At 71.8% G+C, this 18832-nt stretch carries 16 protein-coding genes, 1 tRNA gene and 1 riboswitch; of the genes, 14 read left to right on the forward strand and 3 right to left on the reverse strand.

Annotated features, from left to right (window positions below; genetic code table 11):
• Window positions 1-55: 55 nt before the first annotated feature.
• The 6 genes from hpnE to OHA84_RS29110 all read left to right on the forward strand — a co-directional run bounded on the left by hpnE (window position 56) and on the right by OHA84_RS29110 (window position 7984).
• A complete protein-coding gene (gene hpnE, locus OHA84_RS29085; RefSeq protein WP_053677238.1) occupies window positions 56-1429 on the forward strand; it encodes a hydroxysqualene dehydroxylase HpnE in 1374 nt (457 codons plus the stop codon).
• A gap of 65 nt (window positions 1430-1494) precedes the next feature.
• Window positions 1495-2589 (forward strand): polyprenyl synthetase family protein, encoded by a 1095-nt coding sequence (locus tag OHA84_RS29090; RefSeq protein ID WP_371591480.1) that lies wholly within the window; start codon window positions 1495-1497, stop codon window positions 2587-2589.
• A 133-nt stretch (window positions 2590-2722) separates the two neighbouring features.
• A complete protein-coding gene (shc, locus tag OHA84_RS29095) occupies window positions 2723-4870 on the forward strand; it encodes a squalene--hopene cyclase (RefSeq protein WP_266950564.1) in 2148 nt (715 codons plus the stop codon).
• Window positions 4867-5535, forward strand: coding sequence for a 1-hydroxy-2-methyl-2-butenyl 4-diphosphate reductase (locus tag OHA84_RS29100; protein WP_266950565.1), 669 nt, complete (start codon window positions 4867-4869; stop codon window positions 5533-5535). Before shc ends, OHA84_RS29100 begins: the two co-directional genes overlap by 4 nt.
• Before the next feature lie 5 nt (window positions 5536-5540).
• Window positions 5541-6572, forward strand: coding sequence for an adenosyl-hopene transferase HpnH (gene hpnH, locus OHA84_RS29105; protein ID WP_053677232.1), 1032 nt, complete (start codon window positions 5541-5543; stop codon window positions 6570-6572).
• Window positions 6569-7984 (forward strand): aspartate aminotransferase family protein, encoded by a 1416-nt coding sequence (locus OHA84_RS29110; protein ID WP_266969027.1) that lies wholly within the window; start codon window positions 6569-6571, stop codon window positions 7982-7984. Before hpnH ends, OHA84_RS29110 begins: the two co-directional genes overlap by 4 nt.
• Window positions 7985-8023: 39 nt before the next feature.
• Here OHA84_RS29110 and OHA84_RS29115 read toward each other — a convergent pair whose 3' ends face one another.
• On the reverse strand, window positions 8024-8839 hold the full coding sequence (locus OHA84_RS29115; protein ID WP_053677228.1) for a tyrosine-protein phosphatase: 816 nt from the start codon (window positions 8837-8839) through the stop codon (window positions 8024-8026).
• Window positions 8840-9150: 311 nt separating this feature from the next.
• A riboswitch (cyclic di-AMP (ydaO/yuaA leader) is annotated at window positions 9151-9337 on the forward strand.
• Window positions 9338-9341: 4 nt separating this feature from the next.
• Between OHA84_RS29115 and OHA84_RS29120 the strand changes: the two genes are divergently transcribed.
• From OHA84_RS29120 to OHA84_RS29150, 7 genes are all read left to right on the forward strand, one after another.
• Complete coding sequence (locus OHA84_RS29120) at window positions 9342-10391, forward strand: M23 family metallopeptidase (protein WP_053677226.1); 1050 nt, start codon at window positions 9342-9344, stop codon at window positions 10389-10391.
• Window positions 10392-10553: 162 nt separating this feature from the next.
• Window positions 10554-11339 carry an SGNH/GDSL hydrolase family protein gene (locus OHA84_RS29125; protein ID WP_053677224.1) on the forward strand — a complete coding sequence of 262 codons (786 nt, stop codon included), beginning with the start codon at window positions 10554-10556 and terminating at the stop codon, window positions 11337-11339.
• 186 nt (window positions 11340-11525) lie between these two features.
• On the forward strand, window positions 11526-12740 hold the full coding sequence (locus OHA84_RS29130; protein ID WP_053677221.1) for an MBL fold metallo-hydrolase: 1215 nt from the start codon (window positions 11526-11528) through the stop codon (window positions 12738-12740).
• A 273-nt stretch (window positions 12741-13013) separates the two neighbouring features.
• Window positions 13014-14780, forward strand: a complete 1767-nt coding sequence (locus tag OHA84_RS29135) for an ATP-binding protein (RefSeq protein WP_266969026.1) — start codon at window positions 13014-13016, stop codon at window positions 14778-14780.
• Between the two features lie 59 nt (window positions 14781-14839).
• The gene (locus OHA84_RS29140) at window positions 14840-15274 is read left to right on the forward strand and encodes a roadblock/LC7 domain-containing protein (RefSeq protein WP_053677308.1); all 435 of its coding nucleotides are present in this window, start codon (window positions 14840-14842) and stop codon (window positions 15272-15274) included.
• Window positions 15271-15705: a DUF742 domain-containing protein gene (locus tag OHA84_RS29145; protein WP_371591482.1), complete on the forward strand. Its 435-nt coding sequence runs from the start codon at window positions 15271-15273 to the stop codon at window positions 15703-15705. The genes OHA84_RS29140 and OHA84_RS29145 overlap by 4 nt, the downstream gene beginning before the upstream one ends.
• A 112-nt stretch (window positions 15706-15817) precedes the next feature.
• Window positions 15818-16369 carry a GAF domain-containing protein gene (locus tag OHA84_RS29150; RefSeq protein ID WP_053677219.1) on the forward strand — a complete coding sequence of 184 codons (552 nt, stop codon included), beginning with the start codon at window positions 15818-15820 and terminating at the stop codon, window positions 16367-16369.
• A gap of 10 nt (window positions 16370-16379) precedes the next feature.
• Here the strand turns inward: OHA84_RS29150 and OHA84_RS29155 are convergent, their stop codons facing one another.
• Together OHA84_RS29155 and OHA84_RS29160 are read right to left on the reverse strand one after the other, a co-directional pair.
• The gene (locus OHA84_RS29155) at window positions 16380-17285 is read right to left on the reverse strand and encodes a transketolase family protein (protein WP_053677218.1); all 906 of its coding nucleotides are present in this window, start codon (window positions 17283-17285) and stop codon (window positions 16380-16382) included.
• Window positions 17286-17398: 113 nt separating this feature from the next.
• Window positions 17399-18100: a thiamine pyrophosphate-dependent enzyme gene (locus OHA84_RS29160; RefSeq protein ID WP_053677216.1), complete on the reverse strand. Its 702-nt coding sequence runs from the start codon at window positions 18098-18100 to the stop codon at window positions 17399-17401.
• A gap of 214 nt (window positions 18101-18314) precedes the next feature.
• Here OHA84_RS29160 and OHA84_RS29165 point away from each other — a divergent pair.
• Window positions 18315-18388, forward strand: a tRNA-Pro gene (locus OHA84_RS29165).
• Window positions 18389-18832: the final 444 nt, after the last annotated feature.

The following is an 18832-nucleotide window of genomic DNA, read 5'->3' on the forward strand; positions in this document are numbered from 1 at the left end:
CTGACGAGGTAATGGACCGGACCAATGGGGCCCCGAAGGTCGACGAGGAGGACGCATGACCGCCAACCACGCGGTGGTCGTCGGCGGAGGCCTGGCCGGTGTCACCACCGCCCTGGAACTCGCCGACGCCGGCATGCGGGTGACCCTCCTGGAGAGCCGCCCCCGACTCGGCGGACTCGCCTTCTCCTTCAAGCGCGGCGAGCTGACCGTGGACAACGGCCAGCACGTCTACCTGCGTTGCTGCACCGCCTACCGGTGGTTCCTCGACCGCGTCGACGGCGCCGCCCTCGCCCCCCTCCAGAACCGGCTCGACGTACCCGTACTGGACGTCGCGCACCCCCGGGGGCCGCGCCTGGGCAGGCTGCGCCGCAGCGCCCTGCCCGTGCCCCTGCACCTGGCCTCCTCCCTGGCCCGCTACCCGCACCTCACCCTCGCCGAACGGGCGAGCGTCGGACGCGCCGCCCTCGCGCTGCGCCGCCTCGACCCCGCCGACCCGGCGCTCGACGGCGTGGACTTCGCGACCTGGCTCGGCCGTCACGGCCAATCCCCGCGCACCATCGAGGCGTTGTGGGACCTCGTCGGCATCGCCACCCTCAACGCCACCGCCGACCAGTCGTCGTTGGGGCTGGCCGCCAAGGTCTTCAAGACCGGCCTGCTGTCCGAGAACGGCGCCGCCGACATCGGCTGGGCCCGCGTCCCGCTCGGCGACCTCCACGACGTCCTCGCCCGCAAGGCGCTCGACGCGGCCGGCGTGCGCACCGAGCTGCGGACCCGCGTCACCTGCCTGTCGCGGCTGGAGTCCGGCAGTTGGCGGGTCGACACCGAGAGCGAATCGCTCGACGCGGACACCGTGGTCCTGGCCGTCCCCCAACGCGAGGCGCACGCGTTGTTGCCGCCCGGGGCCCTCGCCGACCCCGACAAGCTCCTCGACATCGCCACGGCCCCCATCCTCAACGTCCACGTCGTCTACGACCGCAAGGTCCTCAGGCAGCCCTTCTTCGCCGCGCTCGGCACCCCGGTCCAATGGGTCTTCGACCGCACCGACGCCTCCGGGCTCACCGACGGCGGCCAGTACCTCGCCCTGTCCCAGTCGGTGGCCCAGGACGACATCGACGAACCCGTCTCGGTCCTGCGGGCCAAGTACCTGCCCGAGTTGGAGCGACTGCTGCCCGCCGCGCGCGGCGCGAAGGTACGGGACTTCTTCGTCACCCGGGAGCGGACCGCGACCTTCGCCCCCACCCCCGGAGTCGGCCGGCTGCGACCCGGTGCCCGGACCGACACGCCGGGACTCTTTCTCGCCGGTGCGTGGACCGCCACCGGTTGGCCCGCGACCATGGAGAGCGCCGTCCGAAGCGGACTGGCCGCGGCACACGCCGCGCTCGCCGGTCTCGACCGCCGGCGTGAACACCCGCTGCGGGAGGCGGTATGACGAGCATCGACATCACCGCCGCAGCGCGCGCAGCACGTACACGTACAGGAACCAGAGGAGAGCCAGTGAACCCGGGGAATCCGGCTGTCGAGAACGCGGATGCCAGTGTGGGCACGGCCGGTGGGGAGAAGGCGGACACCGTCGCCCTGCTGGAGCGTGGCCGCGCACTGTCCACGCCCGTGCTCCGCGCCGCCGTGGAACGGCTCGCATCGCCCATGGACACCGTCGCCGCCTACCACTTCGGCTGGATCGACGCCCACGGCAACCCGGCGGACGGCGACGGGGGCAAGGCGATCCGCCCCGCCCTCGCCCTGCTCTCCGCGGAGGCCGCGGGCGCCGCGCCCGAGGTCGGCGTCCCGGGAGCCGTGGCCGTCGAACTCGTCCACAACTTCTCGCTGCTGCACGACGACCTGATGGACGGCGACGAGCAGCGCCGACACCGCGACACCGTGTGGAAGGTGCACGGCCCGGCCCTCGCGATCCTGGTCGGCGATGCCCTCTTCGCCCTCGCCAACGAGGTCCTGCTGGAACTGGGCACCGTCGAGGCCGGACGCGCCACCCGCCGGTTGACCACCGCCAGCCGCAAGCTCATCGACGGCCAGGCCCAGGACATCTCGTACGAGCACCGCGAGCGCGTCAGCGTCGAGGAGTGCCTGGAGATGGAGGGCAACAAGACCGGCGCCCTGCTCGCCTGCGCGGTCTCGATCGGCGCGGTGCTCGGCGGCGCGGACGACCGCACCGCCGACAAGCTGGAGGAGTACGGCTACCACCTCGGCCTCGCCTTCCAGGCCGTCGACGACCTGCTCGGCATCTGGGGAGACCCGGAGACCACCGGCAAGCAGACGTGGAGCGACCTGCGTCAGCGCAAGAAGTCCCTGCCGGTGGTCGCCGCCCTCGCGGCAGGTGGCCCGGCGGCCGAGGAACTCGGCGAGCTGCTCGCCGCCGACGCCAAGAGCAACGACTTCGAGAACTTCTCGGAGGAGGAGTTCGCGGCGCGCGCCGCCCTGATCGACGCGGCCGGCGGCCGTGAGTGGACCGCCGAGGAGGCGCGCCGCCAGCACACGATCGCCATCCGCGCGCTCGATGACGTCGACATGCCGCAGCGGGTACGCGAACAGCTCGTCGCCCTCGCCGACTTCGTCGTCGTGCGCAAGAGGTGATCGCCACCCGTACGTGGATATGAATCGCGAGTCGCCGGCCGGCGCCGCCAACCGACGGGCATCACGCCCGGGCGCGCACCGGCCGACGGCAGACCCCAGCACAGCAGAGGACACTGCAACGTAAGGGGAAGCCATGACAGCGACGACCGACGGTGGTGCGGGTTCCCGCGGCACCGAAGCGGACCACGGCACCGCGACACACACCGCGGCCGCCACCACGGGGCCGCCTGGCCCTGCACCGGCCGGGGTCCGGGAACGGCCGGGCCCCGGGACACACCCCGGCCCGACGCCGACCGGATCCGCGCCATCGACCGGATCCGCGCCAACGACCGGGTCCCCGAAGCCGGGTGGGGCCGAGGACGCACGGGAAGCCGTGGCGCGCGCCGTCCACCACCTGCTGGGCCGCCAGGACCCGGCCGGCTGGTGGAAGGGCGACCTGGAGACCAACGTCACCATGGACGCGGAGGACCTGCTGCTGCGGCAGTTCCTCGGCATCCGGGACGAGGCCACCACCCGGGCCGCGGCACTCTTCATCCGCGGCGAACAGGAGAGCGACGGCACCTGGGCCACCTTCCACGGGGGCCCGTCCGACCTCTCCGCCACCATCGAGGCGTACGTGGCCCTGCGCCTCGCGGGGGACGACCCGGACGCCCCGCACATGGCCCGCGCCTCCGCCTGGATCCGGGGCCACGGAGGCATCGCGGCCGCCCGGGTCTTCACCCGGATCTGGCTGGCGCTCTTCGGTTGGTGGAGCTGGGACCACCTCCCCGAACTCCCGCCGGAGCTGGTCTTCCTCCCGTCCTGGATGCCGCTGAACATCTACGACTTCGGCTGCTGGGCCCGCCAGACCATCGTTCCGCTCACCGTGGTATCCGCACTGCGGCCGGTGCGCCCGGCGCCGTTCGCGTTGGACGAACTGCACGCCGACGCGCGGGCGCCCTTCCCCGCGGTGAAGCTCGCCGCGTTGGCGAGTTGGGATGGGCTGTTCCAGCGGATGGACAAGGCCCTGCACGTCTACCGGCGTTTCGCACCGCGCCGGTTGCGCGAGGCGGCGATGGCCGCCGCCGGCCGGTGGATCGTCGACCGTCAGGAGAGCGACGGCTGTTGGGGCGGCATCCAGCCCCCCGCCGTGTACTCCGTGATCGCCCTGCACCTGCTCGGCCACGACCTCCGGCACCCGGTGATGCGGGCGGGGCTGGAGTCCCTCGACCGGTTCGCCGTGTGGCGCGAGGACGGCGCCAGGATGATCGAGGCCTGCCAGTCACCTGTCTGGGACACCTGTCTCGCCGCCATCGCGCTGGCCGACGCGGGCGTCGCACCCGACCATCCGGCCCTCGTCAAGGCGGCCGACTGGATGCTCGGCGAGGAGATCACCCGGACCGGTGACTGGTCGGTCCGACGCCCCGGACTCGCCCCCGGTGGCTGGGCGTTCGAGTTCCACAACGACAACTACCCCGACATCGACGACACGGCCGAGGTGGTCCTGGCCCTGCGCCGGATCCGCCACCCCGAGCCCGCGCGCGTCGAGGCCGCCATCGCCCGGGGGGTGGCCTGGACGCTCGGCATGCAGTCCCGCAACGGGGCCTGGGGCGCCTTCGACGCCGACAACACCAGCCCGTACCCGAACAAGTTGCCCTTCTGCGACTTCGGCGAGGTGACCGACCCCCCGTCGGCCGACGTCACGGCCCACGTCGTGGAGATGCTCGCCGTCGAGGGGAAGTCCGCCGAGCCGCGGACCCGTCGCGGCATCGCCTGGCTGCTGGCCGAACAGGAGCCGGAGGGAGGCTGGTTCGGCCGCTGGGGCACCAACTACGTGTACGGCACCGGATCGGTGGTCCCCGCCCTGACGGCCGCCGGGATGCCCCTCTCGCACCCCGCGATCAGGCGGGCGGCGGGCTGGCTGGAGACCGTACAGAACGAGGACGGGGGCTGGGGCGAGGACCAGCGGTCCTACCACGACCCGTCATGGGCCGGGAAGGGCGCCTCCACTCCCTCGCAGACCGCCTGGGCGCTCATGGCGCTGCTGTCGGCCGGCGAGCGCGACGGCGCGGCCGTGGAGCGGGGCATCGCCTACCTGGTCCGCACCCAGGAGGAGGACGGCTCCTGGGACGAGCCGTACTTCACCGGCACCGGCTTTCCCTGGGACTTCTCCATCAACTACCACCTGTACCGGCAGGTCTTCCCGCTCACCGCCCTCGGACGCTACCTGTACGGCGAACCCTTCGGCCCCGACGGCCGGTCGGGCGGACCGACCGGGGCCCTCGCGCGGGAGGCCCGATGACCGCGGCCCGGTCGCCCCGGGCCGATCCCGCGCTGCTGGTCGCCTGCGCCCTGCGCATCGAACGCCTGGCCCTGCGCGGCGGCGGCGAACGCGGCTCGCCCGCCCCGTACACCGTCCTGCGGACCGGCATGGGCCCGCGCGCCGCCGACGCCGCCGTCGGCCGGGCGCTCGCCGGCCCGGGGATGGAGCGGGCCGCCGTGCTCGCCACCGGCTTCTGCGCCGGGCTGGTACCCGGCATGAACCCGGGCGACCTGGTCGTCGCCGAGGAGACCCGGGACCCCCGCGGCACCGTCGCCTGCGACGGCACCGCCCTGCTCGCCGAGGCACTGGCCCGGGCCGTTCCCGGCCGGACCGTGCACCTCGGCGCGTTGACCGGATCCGACCACGTGGTCCGCGGCCAGGAGCGCGCGCACCTGCGCGCCACCGGCGCCGTCGCGGTCGACATGGAATCGGCGGCCACCCTGTGGACCGCCGCCCGCGGCCCCACCGCCGAACCCGGCGCGAACCGCCCGGTTGCGGCCGTCCGGGTGATCGTGGACGCTCCGGAGCACGAGCTCGTCCGTATCGGCACGGTGCGCGGAGGAATATCGGCTTTCCGCGTGTTGCGTGCCGTACTGCCCGCGTTTCATGACTGGCACCGTTCTTTGCTGCTCCCCAGGAGGTGAGCCAGATGGCCATGCCGTTGCGACAGTCCATCAGGGTCGGGACCTATCTTCTCGAACAGAAGCTCCGCAAGGTCGAGAAGTTCCCTTTGATCGTCGAACTGGAGCCGCTCTACGCCTGCAACCTGGCCTGCGAGGGGTGCGGGAAGATCCAGCACCCGGCGGGCGTCCTCAAGCAGCGCATGCCGGTCGCCCAGGCGGTCGGCGCCGTCCTGGAGTCCGGGGCGCCCATGGTCTCCATCGCCGGTGGCGAGCCCTTGATGCATCCGCAGATCGACGAGATCGTCCGTCAATTGGTGGCCAAGCGGAAGTACGTCTTCCTCTGCACCAACGCGGTGCTCCTCCGCAAGAAGATCGAGAAGTTCACCCCGTCCCCCTATTTCGCCTTCGCCGTGCACATCGACGGCCTGCGCGAGCGACACGACGAGTCGGTGGCCAAGGAAGGCGTCTTCGACGAGGCCGTGGCGGCCATCAAGGAGGCGAAGAAGCGCGGATTCCGGGTCACCACGAACTCCACCTTCTTCAACACCGACACCCCCCAGACCATCATCGAGGTGCTGAACTACCTCAATGACGACCTGGAGGTGGACGAGATGATGATCTCGCCCGCCTACGCGTACGAAAAGGCGCCCGACCAGGAACACTTCCTCGGAGTGGAACAGACCCGCGAACTCTTCAAGAAGGCCTTCGCGGGCGGCAACCGGCGCCGCTGGCGGCTCAACCACTCACCGCTCTTCCTGGACTTCCTGGAAGGCAAGGCCGATTTCCCCTGCACCGCGTGGGCCATTCCGAATTACTCGCTCTTCGGTTGGCAGCGCCCCTGCTATCTGATGAGCGACGGATACGTCCCCACGTACCGGGAGCTGATCGAGGACACCGACTGGAGCAAGTACGGCCGGGGCAAGGACCCGCGCTGCGCGAACTGCATGGCGCACTGCGGCTACGAACCCACCGCCGTCCTCGCCACCATGGGCTCCCTCAAGGAATCCCTGCGCGCGGCCCGGGAGACCATCGGCGGCAGCCGGGGCACGTCGGCATGAGCGCCGGCCACGTGGGGGAGGGCGGCCGGGGCACGGGCTTCGACCTCGGCGCCCTGCTGGCCGAACGCGGTGGAGAGCGGTACGAGCTGCACAGCCGCCACCTCAACCACCAGTTGCCCCGGATGCTGCGCACCATCGGCTTCGACAAGGTCTACGAGCGGGCCGAGGGAGCCCACTTCTTCGACGCCGAGGGCAACGACTACCTGGACATGCTCGCCGGGTTCGGGGTGATGGGGCTGGGCCGCCACCACCCCGTGGTCCGGCGCGCCCTGCACGACGTGCTGGACGCGCAGCTCGCCGACCTCACCCGCTTCGACTGCCAGCCGCTGCCCGGACTGCTCGCGGAGAAGCTGCTGTCGTACAGTCCGCACCTGGACCGGGTCTTCTTCGGCAACAGCGGCACCGAGGCGGTGGAGACGGCCCTGAAGTTCGCCCGGTACGCCACCGGGCGGCCCAGGGTCCTCTACTGCGACCACGCCTTCCACGGCCTCACCACCGGCTCGCTCTCGGTCAACGGGGAGGACGGCTTCCGGGACGGGTTCGCCCCGCTGCTGCCCGACACGAGGATCGCGCTGGGAGACCTCGCCGCGCTGGAGCGCGAACTGCGGCGGGGCGACGTGGCCGCCCTCGTCGTCGAACCGATCCAGGGCAAGGGCGTGCTGGCCGCCCCGCCCGGGTTCCTGCTCGCCGCACAGGAACTGCTGCACCGGCACAAGGCGCTGCTGATCGCGGACGAGGTGCAGACCGGCCTCGGACGTACCGGTGACTTCTACGCCTATCAGCACGAACCCGGCGTGGAACCGGACCTGGTGTGCGTCGCCAAGGCCCTGTCCGGGGGGTACGTGCCCGTCGGCGCCACCCTCGGCAAGGACTGGATCTTCAAGAAGGTCTACTCCTCGATGGACCGGGTCCTGGTGCACTCCGCCAGCTTCGGATCCAACGCACAGGCGATGGCGGCCGGACTGGCGGTGCTCTCCGTCATGGACGACGAGGCACTGGTGGCCCGCGCGCGAACGACGGGCGACCTGCTGCGCGGGCGGCTCGCCGCGCTGGTGGACGAGTACGAGCTGCTGCACGAGGTGCGCGGTCGCGGCCTGATGATCGGCATCGAGTTCGGCCGACCGTCCTCGCTGGGGCTGCGCAGCCGTTGGACGATGCTCCAGGCGGCCCGCAAGGGGCTCTTCGCGCAGATGGTCGTGGTGCCGCTGCTCCAGAAGCACCGGATCCTCACCCAGGTCTCCGGGGATCATCTGGAGGTCATCAAGCTCATTCCGCCGCTGATCGTGGACGAGCGGGACGTCGACCGGTTCGTCGGCGCCTTCCGTGAGGTCATGGACGAGGCGCACGGCGGGGGCGGGCTGATGTGGGAGTTCGGCCGGACACTGGTGAAGCAGGCCGTCGGCAACCGCTGACGGCCCGCTTCCACCCGGCGGTGTCCGCCGTCGACGGAATCAGACCGGCTCTTCCAGGAGCCGGTCACGCAGCCGGTCGAGGGTCTCGGGCGTCAGCCCGAGACCCTCCGTCAGATAGCCGTCCACCCCGCCCCAGGTCTCGTCGACGACCTCGAACGCGGCGCCCAGGTACTCGGCGCGGGCGTCGAAGAGCGGGGCGAGCAGGGCCATGACCTCGGGCGAACGGGCCTCGGGCGCGTCGCTGCCGCGGCGGACCCGGTAGCGGTTGTGCGGGGCGTTCGACTCCAGGTAGTCCGCCACGATCACCTCGCGTTCCACCCCGAGCGCGAGCAGGGTGACGGCGATCGACAGGCCGGCCCGGTCCTTGCCCGCCGCGCAGTGCATCAGGGCGGGGAGGCTCTCCTCGGCGAGGGAGCGGACGACCCGACCGTGTTCGACGGTCCGGTTCCGGATGATGCCGCGGTAGGAGTTCTCCATCCGGGCGACGGCCTTTCCGTCACCCAGTACGGCATTCAGCTGGTCGAGGTCGCCGTCGCGGACCATCGTCCAGAACTCCCGACCGTCGGCGGGGTCCGAGAGGGGGATGTTCACGTTCCGGACTCCGGGCAGTTCCACGTCCTGCCCTTCCAGTGCGTGATCGGCGTCGTTGCGGAAGTCGAAGACCGTGTGCAGTCCGAGCGATACGAGGAACTGTGCATCGGTTTCGGTGGCATGTGCGAGATGTCCGCTTCGGAAGAGTCGTCCTGACCTGACCCTCCGTCCGTCGGTGGTCGTCAGCCCGCCCACGTCACGGAAGTTGCGCACTCCGGACAGTTCGGGCGTCGCGGACGGGGTTCGGGGTATCTGCCGGGTCAAGGGGGTTCCTCCGCGTCGTCGTGAGGTGTCCGAATTACACTACTTGGGAACAACTTGCCATAAGCGGCGGCGAGATCGCGCCAGGATCCGTGAGCCAGATCATACGGTGACCGTGCGTGCCTGATCACGAAACTCGAATTGCCATGTGGCGAGGGTTGTTGATGGCTCGGAATGGACAGAGGGTGACGGGAATTTCGTCGTCCCCCCATGTCTGGGATTCCGTCAGGAAATTCATGGCTTGTTGTGTACGGCAGGACTCGATTACCTTCGCGATCGATCCGGGTGGACCGCCTAATCCTGCCGCCGCCCGGGAACCCCACCCGACTATTCACGCGCGCGGCAGGAGCGGGGGAACCAGGTAAGCCGCCGTTCCGGGCCTCGTCTCCGGGACGGCTAGGGGTGAAGCAGCGCTTCGGCCGTCGTCACCGACGCCGATGCGCGGCCGGACATCTCCAGTCCGAACCCGACAGCTCACCTCGCAGGCGTCGGAGAGGAATTCGCCATGCCCGCAAAGGGTAAGCACCGCCGTCCGAAGACCAGTTCCCTGTCCCGCGGGTTCGCCGTCGCGGGAACCGGTGGTGCGGCTCTCGCCCTGCCGCTGATCGGAGCCGCCGGCGCCCACGCGGCCGGCGCGCCCGCGGCGGCCCCCGCCGCCGCGCCCGTGTCGGCCCCGGACGCGGCGCCCGTGTCGGCCCCGCAGTCCCCGGAGTCCTTCCAGGCCCCCCAGGCCGCTCCCGTCGCCGCGAAGGCCTCCCCGACCGTCTACACCGTCGTGTCGGGCGACTACCTCTCGAAGATCGCCGCCGACCGCCGGATCTCCGGTGGCTGGGAGCGGCTGTACGCCGACAACCGGCAGGCCGTCGGCTCCGACCCCTCGATGATCCACCCCGGCCTGAAGCTGACCCTCGGCGCGGCCGCACCCGCCGCCGAGTCGGCCCCCGCCCCGGCCCGCCCGTCGCAGTCGCAGTCGCGCTCCGGCAAGGCCGCCGCCGCCCCCGCTCCGAAGTCGCCCGACCGGTCCTCCGGCGCCGCTCAGGCCGGCTCCGACGACGGCTCCGCGACCAAGACCCCCGCCAAGCGGCCCGCGGCCTCCGGCGGTCAGGGCGGTGACACCTCCGGCGACACCTCCGCGAACGCCGGTACGGGCACCGGCTTCGTCGCCCCGGTCGGCGGCGGGATCTCCACCCAGTACCGCGCCTCCGGCGCCATGTGGTCCTCCGGTTACCACACCGGCGTGGACTTCATCGCGAGCTCCGGCACCACCGTCAAGGCCGTCGGCGCGGGCACCGTCGTCTCCGCCGGATGGGGCGGCGCGTACGGCAACGAGGTCGTGATCCGGCACGCGGACGGCAAGTACTCGCAGTACGGCCACATGTCCTCGCTGTCCGTCTCGACCGGCCAGAGCGTCACGCCCGGACAGCGGATCGGGCTCTCCGGCTCCACCGGCAACTCCTCCGGCCCGCACCTCCACTTCGAGATCCGCACCGGTCCGTCCTACGGCTCGGACGTCGACCCGCTGGCCTACCTCCGCTCGAAGGGCGTCAGCATCTGACGCACGACCCGCAGGAGCACGGACACGCGTGAGGCCGGGACCCGAGGGGGTCCCGGCCTCACGCGATTCTTATTCCGCGTATGCATGGTGGGATAGATCACGGTCCGTCAACCCCTCATTACGTTGGCGTAGGTCGGCCGCGGGGGTGAAGGATGTCGAGCTGTGGCAGCGACGAAGACGACACTCAAGACCATCGGCTCGTACGCGGCGATCGGGGACAGCTTCACCGAGGGCGTGGGGGACCCGGGACCCGGGGATTCACATCTCGGCTGGGCCGACCGGCTGGCCGTACTCCTGGCCGATCGGCGCGAAGAACACGATTTCCGGTACGCCAACCTGGCCGTGCGCGGAAAGCTCCTCGACCAGATCGTGGCCGACCAGGTACCCAGGGCCAAAGCCCTCGCGCCGGACCTGGTCACCTTCTGTGCGGGCGGCAACGACATCATCCGGCCGGGCAGCGACCCGGACGCCACGGCTGAGCGATTCGAGGCGGCCGTGGCCGACCTCGTGGGCTCCGTCGGGCAGGTCATGATCACGACCGGATTCGACACCCGGGGCGTACCGGTCCTGCGGTACATGCGGGGCAAGATCGCCACGTACAACGCACACGTGCGGGCCGTGGCGGACAAGTACGACTGCCCGGTCCTCGACCTGTGGTCCCTGAAGTCCGTACAGGACCGACGGGCCTGGGACGGCGACCGACTGCACCTCTCGCCCGAGGGCCACACCCGCGTCGCGCTGCGCGCCGCGCAGGTGCTCGGCCTGGACGTGCCGACCGACCCGGACCAGCCGTGGCCGCCGGAGCGACCGCGCGGATCGGTGGACGTGACGCGGGACAACATCCAGTGGGCGCGCGAGCACCTGGTCCCCTGGATCGGCCGAAGGCTGCGCGGGGAGTCCTCCGGGGACCACGTCGAGGCCAAGCGCCCCGACCTGCTGCCCCTGTAGGACCAGGGCTGGAGGACCAGGCCCGTGGGAACCGAGCCTGTAGGACCGAGGGGGATCCGCCGGCCGGGTCGCGGGAGGGCGGGCCCGGGGAGCCGGTCGGTGCCGAGCGGAATCCTTCGGGGTCGGTGCGCGTTGGGATGGTCGTAGACGTACGACCGTCCCGCCCCGATCCACCCTGGAGGCGCCTTGACCGGCTCCCGTCCCCTGCGTCCCCGGCTGCGCGCCCTGCGGCCCGAAGCCTTCGGCGCGGATCCGTCAGGCGCGCGCCTGGAGCGGATCCGCCGCTCGCCGAACTTCGCCGACGGCGTCTTCCAGAACCCGGTCGGCGCCCGGACCAGGCCCTCCGGCTCGATGGCGGAGTTCGCCAAGATCTACTTCCACAAGGAACAGCGGATCAGGCGAAGCCCCTCCGGCGCCGTCCCGGTCTATCCGACGACCCTCGCCGAACTGGCGAAGCCGCCGCTCAGCGGGTTGCGCCTGACCTGGATGGGGCACTCCAGCGTGCTCGCCGAGATCGACGGCCGCAGGGTGCTCTTCGATCCGGTGTGGGGCGAGCGGTGCTCCCCCTTCCCCTTCGCCGGACCCAAGCGGCTGCACCCCGTGCCCGTACCGCTGGCCTCCCTGGGCGAGGTGGACGTGGTCGTGATCTCGCACGACCACTACGACCACCTCGACCTTCCGACGATCAAGGCCCTGGCCGGTCGGGACATCGTCTTCGCCGTCCCGCTGGGCGTCGGAGCCCACCTGGAGCGCTGGGGAGTCCCCGCCGACCGGATCCGCGAGCTCGACTGGAACGAGACCACCGAGGTCGCCGGGCTCTCGCTGACGGCCACCCCGGCCCGGCACTTCTGCGGTCGGGGGCTGCGCAACCAGCAGTTCACCCTGTGGGCCTCCTGGGTCGTCGCGGGGGAGCGGCACCGGATCTACCACAGCGGTGACACCGGCTACTTCCCCGGCTTCAAGGAGATCGGCGCGACGCACGGTCCCTTCGACGCCACGATGATCCAGATCGGCGCGTACTCCGAGTACTGGAGCGAGATCCACATGACGCCGCAGGAGGGCATGCAGGCCCACCTGGACCTCCAGGGCGGCATCCCGCACGGCACGATGCTGCCCATCCACTGGGGCACGTTCAACCTGGCCCTGCACCCCTGGGACGAACCCGGCGAGGGCACGGTGACCGCCTCCCGGGAGACCGGCTCCGCCATCGCCCTGCCGGTACCGGGCCAGCCGTTCGAACCGGGCGCCTCCGACGCGCCGGTCGAACCGTGGTGGCGGCCCTTCGTCGCCGCCGAACCCGCCCCCGCCCCCGCGACGACGGCCGCGCCGGCGGCCCCCGCGCGAACCGCGTCGGCCCCGGCCGTCACCGGCCGGGAGGAGTCGGAGGCCGTCGGGTCGTAGCTCTTTCGCCACCCGGGGCCCGGGGCGGCCCCGGTCCTCGCCGGGAGCGCGGGCGCGCGCTCGGACGGCGTACGCCCCGTCCTGCCCGGGCGTATGCGCTCCCGGCGGATTCGGGCTGTCGTACGAGCGCTCCGTCGCAAGCGGGAAGCACCCCCGCCAAGTTCCCCGACTGACGGTCCCGGGCGGGAGAGTGCGGTCTAGCGTGGGTATCCGGTGATCAACGCCGGGCCTCGGCACATCCGGGGGCCCGGGCCCCACGTACCGAGGACGCCGATGTCCGGACTTCGCGCCGCCCGCCACTCCCCGTCGAGACACGCCGCCACCGGTCCCGGCCGGCAGATACGCCCCCAGATGCTCCGCGCCACCGTCCTGCCCACCCTCGCCGCGGGACTCAGCGGCGCGGCCGCGGTGATCTTCACGCTCCAGCTCGGCGGAGGCGCCGGCGACCGGGACGTTCGTCTGTGGCCGGTCCTCGGCGGCTGCGCCCTGCTCGTGGTCGGTGCCCTCGCCGCGGCCCTGCTGGGCGGGCAACGCGCGGCGAAAGCCGTCCGCGACCGATGCGAGGCCCTGCGCCGCTCCAGCGTGCGCGGCCGGCAGGAACTGCGGACGGCCGCCGAACGGCTGGAACGGGGCGAGGCCGCGGCCCGCCCGGTACGCGGCGGACCGAGCGGGCCGCCGCCGCACACCGACCCGGCGGGGGTGGACGAGTTCTGGCTGCTCTCCCAGGAGCTCCGGGGCGCCCGGGAACAGGCGCACACGACCCTCGTCCGGCTGGCCGGCCCGGTCACCCCGTCCGACAGCGACCGCAAGGTCGAGGTCTTCGTCAACCTCGCGCGCCGCCTCCAGTCCCTGGTGCACCGCGAGATCGCCCTCCTCGACGACCTGGAGGACACCGTCGAGGACCCCGACCTGCTCAAGGAGCTCTTCCACGTCGATCACCTCGCCACCCGGATCCGCCGCCACGCCGAGAACCTCGCCGTGCTCGGCGGCGCCCCCTCCCGGCGCCAGTGGACCCGCCCCATCGATCTGGGCGAGGTGCTGCGCTCCTCCGTCGCGGAGGTCGAGCAGTACACGCGGGTGAAGGTGGTGCCCCCGGCGGGCGGCACCGTCCGGGGGCACGCCGTCGCGGACGTGGTGCACCTGCTGGCCGAACTCGTCGAGAACGCCACCGTCTTCTCCGCCCCCGACACCGACGTGACGGTGCGCGCCGAGCGCGTGACCGCCGGGGTCGCGGTCGAGGTGGAGGACCGGGGACTGGGCATGCCGGTCGAGGAACAGCACCGGATGAACGCCTTGCTGGGCGATCCCGACCAGGTCAACGTCCGGCACCTGCTGGCGGACGGTCGGATCGGCCTGTTCGTGGTCGCGGCGCTGGCCCGGCGGCACGGGATCGCCGTCGAGCTCAAGTCCAACATCTACGGCGGGGTGCTCGCCGTGCTCGTGTTGCCGCAGGAGCTGTTGGGCGCGCAGGCCCCGAGCGCCGCCGACGTGCTGGGGGGCGGCTCCCGGGCCGGCTCATGGGGATCCGGCGACATGGACCCGATGTTGCCGCCGGCGCCCGTACGGGTGTCCGCCCAGCCGTACCCGTCCGAGAGCCTCGCGTCCGAGGGCCAGGGGGCCGAGAAGTACGCGTCCGAGAGCCACCGGTCCGAGTCCGTCGGCCCGCGTCCGGCCGTGTCGACGTGGGACCCGTCCCTGCCGGGGTCCTCGGCTCCTCCCGTCCCGGCGGGCGATCCTGAACCGACGCGGGCGGAGTTCGTGCCGACCGGGGTCGTGTCGACGGGGGCGGTGCCGCCCGAGTACGCGGCCGAGGCCGCCGGGGTGTTCCTCGGCACGGTCGTCCCCGCCACCGGGATCGGCGCGGACACGGATCCGCCGCCACTGCCCCGACGCCACGCCCGCCCCCATCCCGTCCCCGAGCCCGGCGAGGCCGCCGGCCCCGGTCGTGCGCCCGATGCCGAACCGCCCGTTCACGACCCCGGGTTGATGGCGGCCTTCCAGCGGGGCTTCGGTCTCGCCCGATCGGAGGGGCCCGCATGACCGCGATCCCCACCCCTCGCACCACCCCCACCCCACACCTCGGCAAGGAGCACACCCCCATGGGCGGCGAAGTGGCGACGAAGACAGTCAGGCTCTCCGATCTCGACTGGCTGCTCAGCGGGCTGGTCCAGCGGGTGCCGTACACCCGCGGCGCCGTCCTGCTCACCGCGGACGGACTCGTCACCTGCGCGTACGGACTGGACGCCGACGACGCCGACCACATGGCGGCGCTGGCCTGCGGGATCTACTCCCTCGGGCGCGGGGCAGGTGCCCGGTTCGCGGGCGGCGCGGAGGTCCGGCAGGTGGTGGTCGAACTGGACACGGCCCTCGTCTTCGTGTCGGCGGCCGGCTCCGGAACCTGTCTGGCGGTGCTCGCGGACGGGGAGGCCGACGCGGGGGTCCTCGGCTACGAGATGGCGATGATGGTCAAGAGCGTCCGTCCGTACCTGTCGGCGACGCCGAGGCGGCCCGTCGCCGCCGACGCGGAGCGATGAGGACCCGCATCGGGGGGACGCGGATCGGGGGGACGCGCACCATCGGCGCGGGACGGGACACCCCGTGGCTCGACGACACGGCGGGCCGGGTGACGCGCCCGTACACCGCGAGCGGCGGGCGGACCCGACCGGCCGTCGCACTCGATCTGCTCTCGCTGGTGACGGCGACCGGCGTACGCCCGCGTGCGCCGCTCGGACCCGAACACACCCTCGTCCTGCGCCTGTGCGCGGGCGTGGCGGCGGTCACGGTCGCCGAGATGGCGGGACACCTGCGGCTCCCGACGGCGGTGGTGAAGGTACTGCTCGGCGACCTGCTCGAACACGGGGCCGTCACGGCGCAGGCGCCGCGGCACCTGGACGGCGCCGCACTGATCGCCGACGACCAGACCCTGCTGCGGGCGGTCCTCGAAGGACTGCACCGCTGCCTGTGACGACCGCCCCGGCCCCGCCCGCTCCGCCGTCAGGCGGTCACGGCCGGGGCCGGGTCGGGCAGCGCCACCCGCGCCGCCCGACCCATCACGCTCTCGGATCCGGGGGAACCGCATGACCCTGTACGCATCGACCGGCCGGCCGCTCCTCACCCCCGTGGACCGGGAGGCGCCCGCGCGCACCCCGCGCCTGCGTGAACTGGGCCTGGGGGAAAGGGCGGACCGGGAACTGGACGCCTTCGCGCAACGCGTCGCCGAGACACTGGAGACGCCCTACGCGGGCGTCAACTTCATGGGGGAGGAGCGGCAGTTCTTCGCCGGACTGCACCGCAGGCCCGACGCCCCGCGGCGCGGCTATCCGGCGCGCTCCCTGCCCCGGGACCACGGGTACTGCCCGCACGTGGTCGTCCGGCGGCGGGCGCTGGCCCTGGAGGACGTACGGGACTTCGCACGCTTCGCCGGGAACGCCGTCGTGGACGGCAGCGGCGTACGGTCCTACCTGGGAGCCCCGTTGACGGACCGTCGGGGGTTCGTCCTGGGGACGGTGTGCGCCGTGGACCTGGTGCCGAGAGGCTGGGGACTGGAGGGACTGGCGACGCTGAAGGGCCTCGCGGCGGAACTGATCGAGCTGGTGCACACGCGCGAGGACCGACAAGGCACCCCCTAGGCTCCCGGCCTCAGGCGCGGGGGTCGAGGAAGGCCGCGATCCGCTTCCGCAGTCCGGCGGGATCCAGCCCGTGCGCCGAGGTGTGTTCGTCGATGGTGCCGTAGCGGCGGAGTTCGGCCCGCGAGACGCCGAGGCCCAGGACGCGGTGGGGGAGATCGGCGAGGGCGTCGTTGGCGGCGGCCGTGGACGTGCCGGCCAGGTACGGCTCGACGAGCACGACGTCGGCCGGCCCGGAGCCGACGGCCGCGCGCAGCGCCGCGTCGTCGAAGGGCCGCACGGTCGTCGCGTAGAGGACCGTGACGTCCATGTCCCGCGTCGCGGCCAACACGTTGTCCAACAGCGGTCCGACGGCGAGCACCACGCCGCCGCTGCCCTGGCGCACCGTCTGGAAGCCCAGGCCGGAGAAGGGGCGCGACCGGCTGTTCTCCTGTGCGGAGAGCCGGACGTACACCCGGTCGTCGCCGGCGGCGTAGGCGTGGCGCAGGAGTGCCTCGGCCTCGTCGGGATGGCCGGGCACGTGGATCGTCCAGCCTTCGAGCGTGTCCATCAGGGCGACATCGCCCGGTGACATGTGGGTGAAGCCGCCGGCGGGCCAGTCGTAGCTCGCACTCGCGCTGACCAGCACACCACCGGTGCCCTGATGCCCGAAGTCCAACTTGACCTGCTCGAACGGCCGCTCCACGAGGAAACTCGCGAAAGTGTGCATGATCGGGCGCATCCCGGTGAGGGCCAAACCTCCACCGACGCCCACGAGCAACTGCTCACGGATCCCCACGTTGACGACCCGGTCCGGGTGACGTACCCGGGCCGGACGGAATCCGTCCATGGTGATCTCGGCGAGTACGAGGGCCAGCCGGGGATCCTCGTCGAGCAGCCGTGACGTGACCGCGATGAACCGTTCCCGCATGGTGTCCATGTTCTTCCCTGCCCCTTGGCTTCTGCTTCTCAGGACGTCCGATCCGGACGTCGGTGATCTCGACGTCGGTGATCGGGACGTCGGTGATCCGGATGTCTGATCCGGATGTCTGGTCAGAACTTCTTCTCGACGCGTGCGACGACGGCATGCGGTCGACCCGGATGCGGCAGGGTGAAGGCCGCGTGCAGGGCCTCGTGGTCCCGTCCGTCGACGGTGACCGCAGACCAACCCGCCGCCTCGAAGCGAGAGGCGATCCCGCCCGGCCATCCGTGGGTCGCGGAGTCGTTGTCGATCACCACCGTGTGCAGCCGGTCCAGGCCGGCCGAACCCGCGTGGGCGAGCGCCTCGTGGTTGCTGCCCTCATCGAGCTCGGCGTCCCCGATCAGCACCCAGACCGCCTGTTCGTCCAAGCCCTGCGCCCGCAGCCCGAGCGCGCTGCCGACCGCCAGGGGCAGGCCGTGCCCGAGCGAACCGCTGCCGATCTCCACGCCCGGAATCAGGGTGCGGTCCGGGTGGTGGCCGAGTGGAGAGTCGTACGAGCCGAACCCGCTCAGCCACTCGACGGGGAAGAACCCCTTGGCGGCGAGCACCGCGTAGTAAGCCATGGGTCCGTGTCCCTTGGAGAGCAGGAACCGGTCCCGCTCGGGATCCCGGGCGGATGCGGGCCCCACCCGCAACACCCGGTCGTAGAGCACCCACAACACGTCGAGCGTGGACGTGGCGGCGGGTCCGTGCTTCTCTGCCCCGGTCATGAGGGCGATGAGCCGGCCCAGGTCTTCGTGGCGGAGCCCGGTGTCCGCGGTTGCCTGTGTCATGCGTCCAACCGTGCAACCTCAAGTCGACTTGAGGTCAAGCGGTCGTCACGGCAACCGTCCTGCCGGCTGTCGGGCGTCCGTGCGGCGTCCGGGGGTCGGGCCCGGGGGTCGGTCCGTGGATCGGGTCCGGGAAAGGTGCGCGCGACCACCCTCCGAAGTGCGGTATTGTTCTCGTGCCAGTTCAACCAGGGGAAACCCCCAGGTCAGCGGGCATCGGGACGTGGCGCAGCTTGGTAGCGCACTTGACTGGGGGTCAAGGGGTCGCAGGTTCAAATCCTGTCGTCCCGACTAGAGGTTCGCCTCGTGGTCGTAGATCAGAGCCCTGCCTCACTTCGGTGAGGCAGGGCTCTTGTCGTTCCCTGGGTGTGGCGTCACATTTCGACGGCGCAGGGCGGCGAGTGGCTCCTCGACTTCGTCCGGACTCGCATTCAAGCGGGCGAATGCATGGGCGCGTTACATGCATTTGCGTTCGGGGGAGGGGAGGATAGGTCTTCCCGCTTCGGCGCACTAGCCGACGTAGTGCCCCATAGGGCAATGGGTTTCTTCTGGATCCATGGAGCGATTGCATGTCGGGCATATTTTGACGCGACCCGAACTCGTCCCGTGGAGCACGCCAAAGAACTCCTTGAGTGATCGGCCTGCTTTTCGTTGGGCCTTGGGTATGGTTTCAAAAGGACTTCGCTTCACCGGTGCACTGTCGACTTCTGGCGGAGGAGGCCTCTTGCCGAGGAG

It is taken from the genome of Streptomyces sp. NBC_00513 (assembly GCF_041431415.1).
In the GTDB taxonomy this organism is placed as follows: Bacteria; Actinomycetota; Actinomycetes; order Streptomycetales; family Streptomycetaceae; genus Streptomyces.